An 11,921-nucleotide genomic window follows, 5' to 3' on the forward strand; every position below is an offset into this window, starting at 1 on the left:
TAGTAGAAACTTTTTTTACCAGAGGTGATAGATCGGCAATCGCCAGTGGGTAAGTTCTTTGTAGGAAACAGCGATCGCCTTCTACCCCCAAACTTCAGGAGAAACCCCATGCTCAAGCCAGAACTACAAGCTAAATTCCTCAACCACCTCAGCAACCGTAAGAATAAAGAAGAAGAAGGTTTTACTTTAATTGAGTTGCTAGTTGTAGTAATTATTATCGGTGTACTTGCAGCTATTGCGTTGCCTTCACTACTCGGTCAGGTAAATAAAGCTAAACAAGCTGAAGCCAAGAACAACGTCGGTACAATCAACCGCGCCCAGCAAGCCTTCTTCTTAGAATACCAAGGTTTTGCTAAAGATATGTCAACATTGCAAGTAGGGGTTAAGAGCCAAACTGAAAATTTCTTCTACTCTGTTGTTACAACCGCTGATCTAGGAATCATTTATGCCTCGGCATATAAAAAAGCGTTGAAATCATACTATGGAGCAGTCGGTACTCAAACAGGTGCCGGTGCTACCTCTGAAGCACTGACAGTAGCAATAGCTTGTGAATCTCCAGATCCCAAAGATGTAGCTAACTTTGCAGCTGTGGCTAATACGCCCGCTGCTGATATCAATACAGCTGGTCCCACTACTTGTGCTAACGATTACAAGAGTTTAGCTAGATAAGACAAAATCTATTTGATTTATCTGAAAATTACAGCTATTTCTAGCTGATGTTTTGTAGGAGTGAGTAGTGTAAAGGCTACTCACTTTTGTCTTATATATTGAGTGAGATAATATGAATAAATCTGATTTGATTGATCCTCAAGTTAAATTGCAACAAAAAGGGTATGAGTTACTACTCCAAGGTAATTACCTTCAGGCTGCTAGTATTTACGAGCAAATAATTGCTAGAGAACCCGATGTCAAGTCCAATTATTGGTATTTAGGCTTAATCTTGTTGTTACAGGGACAAGAAATAGAAGCCCAGACGACTTGGTTAATGGCAATAATGGAAGAAGAACCAGAACAAATCGGGGCTGAGAATGCAGAATTAAGAGAAATATTAAAAACAGAAGCAGAACGCCAAGAAAAGCTAGAAGAATATTCAGTTGCTTGGAAGATTAGACAAAGTATTAAAGAACTTTTTCCTAAAGATGTTCACAATTTATTGCATCTCGTACAACTAGCAATAGAATCAAAAACATATAAAAGTAAGGATTTACAAGAATATGGTTTGATTGAAATACTCCAATCAGAGCCAAAGCTAGAAGTTAATTTAGAATTGTTAACGCTAGTTTTGCGGAGTATTTTGGACTATGCATATTTAGAGTCTTCTTCCCTAGATTTTTTGGAAGCTAGTCTATCTTATTTTGTAGACAATCTACAAATTCTCAGAAGTATATTGATACCCGCAGCTGTAGACATTGCCTACTCTCATGGGCATTCAGATATAGCAACAAATTTAGCTGAATTGTATTTACGCTTAGACCCTCAAAATACGGAAATATTAGGACATTTAACAGCTTTTTATCAAAATGAAGGTAATTTTGATTTGGGCATAAAAACTGCTAAACTATTTTATTCTTTAGTAGATTCTCTGGCAGAAAAAATATTTGCCAATCGTCAGATATTACGTGGTTTAATTAGCGCTGGTGGTTATTGGGAAGAATCTTGCGTTGCCAATCGTAAACAGCAAGATTTAATAGCAAAAGTTATCAAAGAAAATCCTCAAGATTTAGCTCAAATTAATATAGTTAGACTGTTAGGTGCTAATTATTTTGCACCTTATATTGAAGATAATTTGCCGGAAAATAGAAAAATTCAAAATCAACTACTTAAGTTGTGTAATGATAATACTGCTGTGTATGCTCGGAAACAAGTAGAAAAATATTCTCAGGGGCACTTACAAAGAAAGCAACAAAGTACATCTAACAATAAATTAAAAATAGGATACATATCTTATTGTCTGAGAACACATTCTGTCGGGTGGTTAGCCAGATGGATATTTCAACATCACGACCGAGATAAATTTCAAATTAACGGCTATCTTATGGGTGCAGATAATATGTTAGATTTTCTGCATCAGTGGTATATTGACCAAGTTGATAAAGCATATAAATCAACAAATGTTTGGTCTATGGCAGAACAAATATATCAAGATGAAATTGATATATTAATTGATTTAGATAGTATTACTTTAGATACTACCTGTGAAGTTGTACAATGCAAACCTGCACCAATACAAGCTACTTGGTTGGGTTGGGATGCTTCCGGCAGTCCATCAGTCGATTATTTTATTGCTGACCCTTATGTCTTACCAGAATCAGCACAGGAACACTACAGAGAAAAAATTTGGCGTTTACCTCAAACATATATAGCTGTAGATGGTTTTGAAGTGGGTGTACCTACAGTACATCGTAAAGACTTGGATATTCCTAGTGATGCAGTAGTATATTTTTGTGGTCAGCGAGGCTTTAAGCGACATCCAGTTATTACAAAACTACAATTGAGAATCATTAAAGAAGTTCCCAATAGCTATTTCTTGATTAAAGGAATTTCTTCTGATGAAGAATCTATGAAAACATTCTTTTATAAGCTTGCACAAGAAGAAGGTGTAGATATCTCAAAACTGCGATTCCTTCCAGGTGTGCCTTCAGAATCAATTCACCGAGCTAATTTAGGTATTGCCGATATAGTATTAGATACTTATCCCTACAATGGAGCCACGACTACTTTAGAAACTCTGTGGATGTGTATTCCTATGGTGACAAAAGTAGGTGAGCAATTTGCTGCACGTAATAGCTATACGATGATGATGAATGCTGGTATTACAGAAGGTATTGCTTGGACTGATGAAGAATATGTAGAGTGGGGCGTGCGCTTGGGTAAAGATGAAGCTTTAAGACAGCAAATCGCTTGGAAATTGAAACAATCAAGAAAAACATCACCTCTATGGAATGGTAAGCAGTTTACCCGTGAAATGGAAAAAGCTTACGAGCAAATGTGGCAGAAATATATTGAAGGATAGGTTTATAGTGAGGGCTAAAGCCCTCAAAATCATCTATTACTATGGGCTGAAGCTGTTACCATAAATTCTTAAAATCAGGTATCAACTTTAGTTTGAATGATAAAGTTAATACTTTTCCTTGCAGAAGATTTTTTCATCTTAAAGTGTCTAACTAATTTACCAAGTATAGTAATAAAAAAAATAAATATAATTATTGTGCTAAGTTTTCAGTCTCCTTTTATGAGGAAATTTACAGAATATGCAGTGGGTTAACTCCAGATAATCTGCAAGTCTAAAGTAAAACCAACTAATATATCCTCTCCAGATAAACTTGTGGGGGACTCTAATATTTCTTTTGGTTGTCCTTGTCGATAAATTTCGACAAGGCGTGTTCTTCTGTCTACTAGCCAACCCAGCTTGACTCCCGCGCTCATATATTCTTGCATTTTAGCTTGTGTTTCACTTAAACTATCAGATGGGGACATTAGCTCTAAAACAAAATCAGGAGCGATGGGAGGAAATTTTTCGCGTTGTTCTGCTGAAAGAGCGTTCCATCTACTGAGTTCTATCCAGGAAACATCAGGAGAACGGTTTGGCCCGTTGGGGAGTCTAAAGCAAGTAGACGAATCAAAAACTTCACCTAGCTGGGTTTGTTCATTCCACAAAACAAATCGTGCAGTCAGTTTGGCGTTACGTTTTCCAGTTTCTCCCCCTGTCGGTGGCATTACTATCAGTTCTCCATTGGCATTGCGCTCGAATTTGATATCAGGATTATCTCGACATAACTGATAAAATTGGTCGTCGCTAAGTTTGACAACATTGTTAAAGTTAATGGTAATAGCGGTCATAGCAATATTTTAAGATATAGGTATAGCCTTTAAGACATAACATACCTAGCTCCGATCTTAATTTACATCGCATCGTATATTAAAACCGCTGACTACAAACTTTTAAATTTGTTGGTAATGAGGACTTTAGTCCTCTCCTCAAATCAGCACTGAAGTGCTTACTACAAACTTTCTCTTACAACCTGTTTATAAAAGGCTTCTAAACCTTCAACACAGGTTTTATCGTCAAATAGTCGGTCGTGACGTTGGCTCATTCTTTGTGAAATATCACGTCGCCAAACTGGGTCTAGTCCTAATTTGACAGCAATTTCGATGTATTCCGCTTCATTTTCAGCGATGGTATCTGTCACTCTTAGCATTTTCAAGAAGCTGTAAGAATGAAGACCTCGCATAAATTCTCCACGACAAGTAACTATGGGAAGATTACAAGTGATCGCTTCTAGACTAGTATTACCACCAGACCAAGTGAATGTATCCAGATAAACATCCGAAAGTAAGTTAATCATCAGATAGTCTAACCGCTCTGGAATGCTCAGGAATACGCAATAATCCTCATAGTTCAGTCCGATAGCAGCAAAAGCACGCTTCAAACGCGGCTGAAGTAAACTACCACGCAAAAATACAAATTTAGCTTGGGGAACACGGCGAGCAATTTCTGCAAAAATAAAATCGTATTGCGGCAGATATTTGAAAGGAGCTTGGCAAGATAAATAGATGACCGCATCATCTGATAGCTGAAAATCTGAACGGGTTTTGACGACAGGTGGAATATATGGTTTTGGATAAGAAACGCCAATATTAGGTAAACGAATTAGTTTCTCTGAGTAATGTTCTTGAGCATTTTCTGGTTCCATTAACTGGCTAGATATAAAGTAATCAATTGTAGGTAAGCCAGTTGTCACTGGATGTCCCCAAGCGACACATTGCACTGGTGCAAGCCGTAATCCAGCCATTTGCATGGTTTGTGGATTCATCCCAATTTCGGGAAAAACCAAGATGTGCAATTTATCGGCAATTATCTGTTCGCAGACTGCTGGTAAATTATAAGGAATATGATGAAAAACATCACTGTACTCTTGAAATTGCTGTGTGACTGGATCTGGCTCGTTTCCTATGTAGTAACAGTAGATTTCAAAATTTTGGCGATCGCAGTAACGCAGCCAGCCAGTCAACCATAATGTTCCACTATAGCAATGTAGGTAATGAGAAACATAGCCAATACGAATTTTTTGATTAGGCTGAAGCTTAGGTATGGATAAAGGAGCTAGCCATTGGGGAAAATTAGCCGCCATAATTTCATGCACTAATTTCCCATACTGGCGTTGCAAATCTATATCATTTTGTGCTTGATATGACAGGTAAAAATTTGTCAGGCGACCTATACCTGCTAAAGCACTATTTCGTTCTTCAGAAGTTTTGAGAGAGGTTTGCTGAATTAAATCTTGCAGTCCTTCAACAAAGCGCTGGCGATAAAAGTGAATTTCCTCTTGATTGTCGTATACTGATGGAATTGTCAGATACTTGAGAAGTTGAAAAGTGTAATCATCAGGTAAGCATTTAGCAGCATTTTCTGCGCTGTAAATGGCTTCTTCTATACGCCCATAGCGTCGCAAGTCAATGATTAAGGTAAAATGTAGTCTTGCGTCTGTAGGGTAAAGTTGAATTCCTTGTTGGAGAGCTTGGAAATATTCATTTAGCAAGTTTAACTGTCTATAGCAATGACTTAATCGCCAATAAATCTCTACATCACCTAATGATATTTCTAAGAGGTTTTTATATTGGGCGATCGCTTCTTGCCATTTTTCCTGAGCAAACAATTTGTTACTCAGGCAAAAAAAAACTCTTCATCTCGTACCTGGTTAAAGCTTGCGAGTTCATAAGATTTGAGAGTTTCTACTTTGGCTTGGATCTGTGCTTGTTGATTTTCATGTTCTAAAACGATTCGACCATGAATACGAGGTAGTAAAGCTTTCCACTGAATCTCAGCCAAACTTCCCACCAGAGAAATTTCTAATTCATCAGTAATATCTAAATCTTCCTCCATTAGAAGACTCATTGTTACACTAGACAACAACAACTCAGCATCTTCAGTTGAAATATTAGTGATATCAATCAATAAAGTAGTTTTGCTATTTTCAGGATGAATTGCTAGAGTCTTGATTACTTGCGCCAACTCCCAACCGATTAAATCTTCCGATTCTGACCAATCAGGAAAGATAATTAAATTAATTTCTTGTAGATGTAATGCTAGAAGAGTAGTGTTAATTAAAGCAGAACTGACAATTTCTGCCATTTTTGACCAAGAAAACTTTTGTGCTTGTGCTAAACCCGCAGTGATTAATGATTGACGGATAGCAGGTTTTTGTATCTCACACAGTGCATTTGCTAATCCATCTATATCATTATCATTTATATATATTGCAGCTTCTCCAGCTACCTCTGGAATTGAAGCATTAGGACAAGTAATGACAGGACAACCACAAGCCATTGCTTCAATTATAGGCATTCCAAAACCTTCATATTTAGAAGGATAAATTAGAGCTACAGCACCGGAATAAGCTATTGCTAACTCTTCATCACTAAGTTGCAAAATATGTACGGCACTACCTGATGTATAAACTCTATATTCAGATGCTAATACCCCACCACTACCTGTTAAAACAATATCAAACCCATAACTACTAGCAAGTTGTGAAAAAGCTTGGAAAAACAAAATACTATTTTTATAACCAGATCCAGCACCAACCAAAACAAAATATGGTTTTGTAATTCCATACCTTGCTTTAAAAGCACTAATATCTTCAGATTTAGCTAAGGCAAAAGTATTTTTAACTCCACAATGAGCTACAGTAATAATCTCTAATGGTATATCAGTAAAATAGTTTACAAGGTCACGAGCTGTGTTTTCGGAAATTGCTATATAGGCGGAGGCGTTCTGAATAGCTTTATGTTTCTCTCTCCACATAAGTAGATTCAGATTCCATCCCATAACTTCTGGTATCATGTCATAAGCCATGAATACAGAAGGTGTTGTATTAGGAGTAGTATAGTAAGAGGATATAAATAAATCTGCTCCTTGTTCATCACACACTTGCTGTAGTATTTCCCGGTCAAAATCAGCATTTTCGTATTCGTAAAGTGGTATATTCAAATACCTAATGCCAGGAATTTTAGGTGCAGTTCCAGCACGGTCAAGCACAATAATATGTTTAGCAAACTCATTATTTGACCATTCTTCTAATAGAGACTTCCAAACACGGGCAATTCCAGTTTGATAGAGTTGAAAAAAGACTGCATCAATAATAATGATTGGTGACAATTTGCTGATTTTAGCAATTTGTTGCTGTACTTCTTCAGGTTGTAAAAATTTCCAATTGTTGTTACTATCGTCTTTTTGAGCAATTGGGATTATTCCGTGTCTATGTGCAATGTCTACTTGAGTTACATCTTGAACCCAAGGGAAATATTCCCTTAATAAAATCGGTAATTTAGTAGTTTTTTGTAAAGAGAGCCATTGAGAAACAGCATTATTATAACCATAATATTTTTCTTTAAAGCTCAATTGTTCTTGTGTTACGTAAGCAAAATGCTGAAAAACTAAACCATGTGCTTCCGTTTCTTGATGTAAAAAAGGATTTGTAGCAGCCACATTTTTATATTGACCATCAGCTAAAGGTTCTACCAAGACAGGAGGCTCATGTGCTGCCCAAATATATCCAGGTTTAAAGCGCCAAGTTCTTAGCCACTCCTGTTGAGGATTCTGTGCATAACAGTTACGAGTGCTAATGATGAGTTTCTCGCCTACAAAGTACCAACACCAATAAAAAGCAGCGGTTTTGTCAGGGTTACTAATGAATATTTCTCTACCATTACAAATTTGCTCTAATGTCCATAGTTCATCTACATCCACCTGCCAAAGCAAACATTCTTCTTGAACGTTGATAAGTGGTGCATTTACCATTTCTTTTTTCCCATCCCAGAAAACACCTTCAGGTTTACGGTAAACTGTGATATTCTCTGGAAAAAGCTGCACCAATTCATCTATATATTCTGTAGTACCGTCACAACTACGCCCATTTTTATGAATATCATCACTGATATGTCCACCTAGTTTTATACTCCAACTGGTATCATGTTTTAACTCGGCGACACCCTCAACAATATGCCAATGCCATTTGAAAGGTAATTGTTTAAAAATTTCAATGTGATAACGGATAAATGGTTGTCCATTTAGGACAATAGTAAAAAAGTGAATAGGTGATACTATTTTTTGATTACTATTAACACGTCTGAAAATAGCATAACCATTACGGATTTTATGGCTGTAGCTAATAAGCGAATAATTATTATCTTTTGATAAACGATTAAAATTTTCATAATTCTTAAATGTATTAATATCATCTAGAATAATATAGTTTGCTCCGTAGACTTCATCTAATTCAGCACTACCAGTAAATTCGGAGCCATCAATTAATACTAAATCAAAATACTCAATATTATTTTCATGCTTAATTTTTCTAATACCATTATCAGACAGTCCAGATTCTTTTACATATTTAATATCTTGCTGGAGCCAGGAAATAACACGCTCTAATGGATAAAATTTTAGATTATTATCAGTTTTATTATAAAAATCAATAACTTCTTGTTCGTCAGGAAAACTTTCTAAAGGTACAGATGATATGTTATAAAACTTAATAAAATTTTCATTATTATATCTCTTTTTTAGCTCATTAAATCTACTATTTGAAACTTCCATACAAAACAAGATTGGCTTGTTAGGATTTTGCAGCATTCCTGTTACAAATGCTTCTGTGCTTCCTTCTCCTGTAGATGAACCTATTTCTAAGACAGTTTGAATATCTTCTTCTTTAGCAATACGTTGAATAGCTGTATAAAATTCATCGTTTTTGATTTCAGGAGGAATTAAACGGTTCAATTCAGAATTAGCAATATCATTATTCATATTTCTACTCTTATTTTTAGTTTTAATTATTCCTAGCGATCGCTCTTACTCTGCTGTTTCTTCATTTGCTCTAAAACAACTTTGTAATCTTGTCTGTCTGGATGCAAATTCACCAGCTTTTCTGCAAGTTCTATTGCACCTTTCGTATCCTTCAATTGCAACCTCAATAAAGATAGTTTCTCCAGTGCTACTTGATTTTCTGGTTCTCGCTGTAAAACTAGTTCGTAACCCCGTGCCTCTTGTTGCAATGAAGATTCAACGGACACAGTTGCTGACTCAGGATTCTGAACAGCATGTTGTATTGCAGGAATCGCGGCAAAAGCTGTAGAACCTAGAAATGACACAATCGACACTATTGCTAAAAGCTTTTTTCGCTGCTCAATCTTCTTGGCACGGGCAGTTAGGTAGTCTTCACCAGAACTAGACATATCTAAATGGTTGCTGTAGTAAATACTTAGAGAACAGCAATCTCTAGTTATGAGAATACCCAGCGTTCAGTAGAAACTAACATTTGAACTACAAATTTTTCACACTTAGGTCATGCTGAATATCAAGAGATGTCAATGCTGCACTAAAAATCCATACTAGTCAACAATTTTCGGTACTTTTACCAAGTAATTTCAAAACTAGCCTCATCAAAAACATTGAATAAAAAGCTGCTGTAAATTATACTCAAGTTTCAGCAGTTAAGTGCTATACATGGGAGTATCCCACTTTTTTGCATGTCATTGCGAGCGAAACGAAGTGAAGCGAAGCAATCGCAAAATCTCCAACTACGAGCTACTCCATGCGATTGCTACTCTGCGAGAAGGCTCTGCCTACGTCGTTCCTTCTCGCAATGACAGTTATTATCTCATTGCAAAATAAAAATTGGGATGCACCCCTCCCTATACATGTTTTTTCTTTGAGCTTAAGCTGTTGTACCCAAGCTGTTTTTGTATTTTTTAGTATAAAGAAAAACTGTCAGTTTTTTCTTATCTCTGTCCAAAGAGAGAAATTAAATACATCTGCGCTGAATATCTGGATAAAAATTAAATTTATATAAAGATTTGCAATGAATTTGTCTAAACCTAGATGTTTGCGATATCGTATATAACGTTATAAACATGCACTGAAAATATTCTTTATCTGTTGTACAAAAACCTTCAAAATAGCCCTGATTCTACGGTTTTTCCACAAACACGCAGATCTGGTGTCTACAAAGAATTAAGACTTTACATGTCATCCCCACCGATGGTGTCAGTGCAATTTCACAGAGCGACTAGTTTTGGCGTTCGGCATCCACGATCGCAGCTCGGCGAAACTTCAGTTTTGTGGTGGTAATTACCGTACAAGACCGAATTTGTCAGCAAATAAGTAGAGTTTGTTATGGTATAGTAAGAAAGTTAAGACTAGCTTTGCCAATTACAACACTCTACGCATCGGTGACAATTGCAAAACGGAAAGCAGTTTTGATTAAGCATTTACCAAACAAAATCTGAATTGAACTTAGGTTATGACTCAGCAAGTGATTCTTCACCCTATGGTGAAATTGCAACGTAATGTGCAATCACTCGTAGAATCCAATATTATCAAGCCAACTGATAGCATTTGGAAGATTGCTTTACTCTATGGCAATGATTGGCAGCACTGGAAACAGGAACTGCTAGATTTTGGGTTTAGTATGCAAGACCCAATTAGCGAATTGCTAGCTGTAGAGGCGTGGGACGAAGATTAGGTATTGGGAACTGGGGATTGGGAAAACTGTTAACTCTTCCCTAGTCACCAGCCCCCAGTCCTCTCAATGGCAAGCAGCTAATGCCTCAACCAATTCTTTGGCAGTCTGATAGCGATCGCGTGGCAATGGTTCGGTAACGCGATCGATAATCTCTCTTAATTGGGGAGTAATTGTGGGAACGCTTGCCACATCAAAGCGGAAATTTCGCCCTCGTTGGCGATAAAACTTGAAAGGGTTTTCGCCTGTCAGCAGAAAAATTAGTGTTGGCCCAATGGCGTATAAATCAGATTGAGTCACGGGTTGTCCTCGTTCTTGTTCGGGAGCGCAGTAACCCTCTGCACCAATACGAGTACCCGGTGTCGTACCAATTTCCTTCACAGCCCCAAAATCCAACACTACTATCTGATTATTAGAATTTCGCACCATTAGGTTAGCGGGTTTAATATCACGGTGGATCAGTGGTGGATCTTGGCTGTGAAGATAATCCAATATGTCACAGGTTTGGATCATCCAAGCGATCGCTTGGTTTGGCGTTACTGGCCCAGTGGCATAGACTCGCTTTTCCAAATCCTGTCCGTGAACTAATTCCATTGCCAAGTATTTTTTGCCGCCTTCTACAAAGAAGTCATAATACTTGGGAATTCCAGAGTGATTAAGGGATTTGAGCGTGTACGCCTCCCGCTCAAATAATTCCTGAGCTTTGGCAATTTTAGCCATATCAGCATTCATTTGCTTTAATACCAGCAGTTGTGGGTGTGCTGCCATTAAACCTGCTGCATTCCAAGCTAAATAGGTAGTACCCATACCTCCCTGTCCCAGTGTTCGCAACACCTGATACTGACGAATCGTATGTTGCACTGATAAAGGTTGACCGCAGTGGATGCAAAATAGATTTTTGGGAGAATTACCTTCGTGGGTGCAAGTGTAAGATGCACTTGCAGGTTTGTTTGCTGAGAATATTGGTACAACAGTATTTTCCTTCGTCCCGCCAATCTCTTGCGATCGCAGCCCACTCTCTGCTGTCATCTCCTGAATTTGGAATAGCAAAATTGGCCCTCCTTGTGCCAGTTGCAGCAGGGAATTATTGGGCAACGGACTTTGCAACACAAGAACGCCGTTGAGGAAAGTACCATTTGTGCCTTGACTAGTCACTTGCCAAGAACCACTATTGCTACTGTCACTAATTTGCTTCAGTTCTAGATGATGTCGGGAAACCAAACTATCAGTTAAAACAATATGATTGTCAGCCGCTCGACCAATCCGAATCACGGAGGAATTTTCAAAGCACCACTGCTTGAGCGGTGTCTTTTGTTGCGGTTCTAACAGGGTCAGAGTAACCACAATGCAACCTAAAAGATAAAAGTGTGAGAATTAGAGTTAGAAGTTAGAAATCAGAAG

At 37.5% G+C, this 11,921-nt stretch carries 8 protein-coding genes; 3 read left to right on the top strand and 5 right to left on the bottom strand.

Features of this window, described 5'->3' with window-relative positions; all coding sequences use genetic code 11:
* Positions 1-108: 108 nt before the first annotated feature.
* Positions 109-669, top strand: coding sequence for a type IV pilin-like G/H family protein (locus RMY31_RS30790; RefSeq protein ID WP_322658304.1), 561 nt, complete (start codon positions 109-111; stop codon positions 667-669).
* A 112-nt stretch (positions 670-781) separates the two neighbouring features.
* Complete coding sequence (locus RMY31_RS30795; protein WP_322658273.1) at positions 782-3,013, top strand: O-linked N-acetylglucosamine transferase, SPINDLY family protein; 2,232 nt, start codon at positions 782-784, stop codon at positions 3,011-3,013.
* Between the two features lie 248 nt (positions 3,014-3,261).
* On the opposite strand, the gene RMY31_RS30800 is transcribed toward RMY31_RS30795, so the two are convergent.
* From RMY31_RS30800 to RMY31_RS30815, 4 genes are all read right to left on the bottom strand, one after another.
* Complete coding sequence (locus RMY31_RS30800; RefSeq protein ID WP_322658272.1) at positions 3,262-3,840, bottom strand: Uma2 family endonuclease; 579 nt, start codon at positions 3,838-3,840, stop codon at positions 3,262-3,264.
* A gap of 161 nt (positions 3,841-4,001) precedes the next feature.
* The gene (locus RMY31_RS30805) at positions 4,002-5,657 is read right to left on the bottom strand and encodes an O-linked N-acetylglucosamine transferase, SPINDLY family protein (RefSeq protein WP_322658271.1); all 1,656 of its coding nucleotides are present in this window, start codon (positions 5,655-5,657) and stop codon (positions 4,002-4,004) included.
* An 8-nt stretch (positions 5,658-5,665) separates the two neighbouring features.
* Complete coding sequence (locus RMY31_RS30810) at positions 5,666-8,806, bottom strand: glycosyltransferase family 1 protein (protein ID WP_322658270.1); 3,141 nt, start codon at positions 8,804-8,806, stop codon at positions 5,666-5,668.
* Between the two features lie 32 nt (positions 8,807-8,838).
* The gene (locus RMY31_RS30815) at positions 8,839-9,234 is read right to left on the bottom strand and encodes a tetratricopeptide repeat protein (protein WP_322658269.1); all 396 of its coding nucleotides are present in this window, start codon (positions 9,232-9,234) and stop codon (positions 8,839-8,841) included.
* A 1,067-nt stretch (positions 9,235-10,301) separates the two neighbouring features.
* On the opposite strand from RMY31_RS30815, the gene RMY31_RS30820 reads away from it, so the two are divergent.
* On the top strand, positions 10,302-10,523 hold the full coding sequence (locus RMY31_RS30820) for a DUF4327 family protein (RefSeq protein ID WP_322658268.1): 222 nt from the start codon (positions 10,302-10,304) through the stop codon (positions 10,521-10,523).
* Between the two features lie 63 nt (positions 10,524-10,586).
* Here the strand turns inward: RMY31_RS30820 and RMY31_RS30825 are convergent, their stop codons facing one another.
* Positions 10,587-11,864 carry an FHA domain-containing serine/threonine-protein kinase gene (locus RMY31_RS30825; RefSeq protein ID WP_322658267.1) on the bottom strand — a complete coding sequence of 426 codons (1,278 nt, stop codon included), beginning with the start codon at positions 11,862-11,864 and terminating at the stop codon, positions 10,587-10,589.
* Positions 11,865-11,921 lie beyond the last annotated feature (57 nt).

Source organism: Dendronalium sp. ChiSLP03b, assembly GCF_034531165.2.
In the GTDB taxonomy this organism is placed as follows: Bacteria; Cyanobacteriota; Cyanobacteriia; order Cyanobacteriales; family Nostocaceae; genus Dendronalium; species Dendronalium minutum.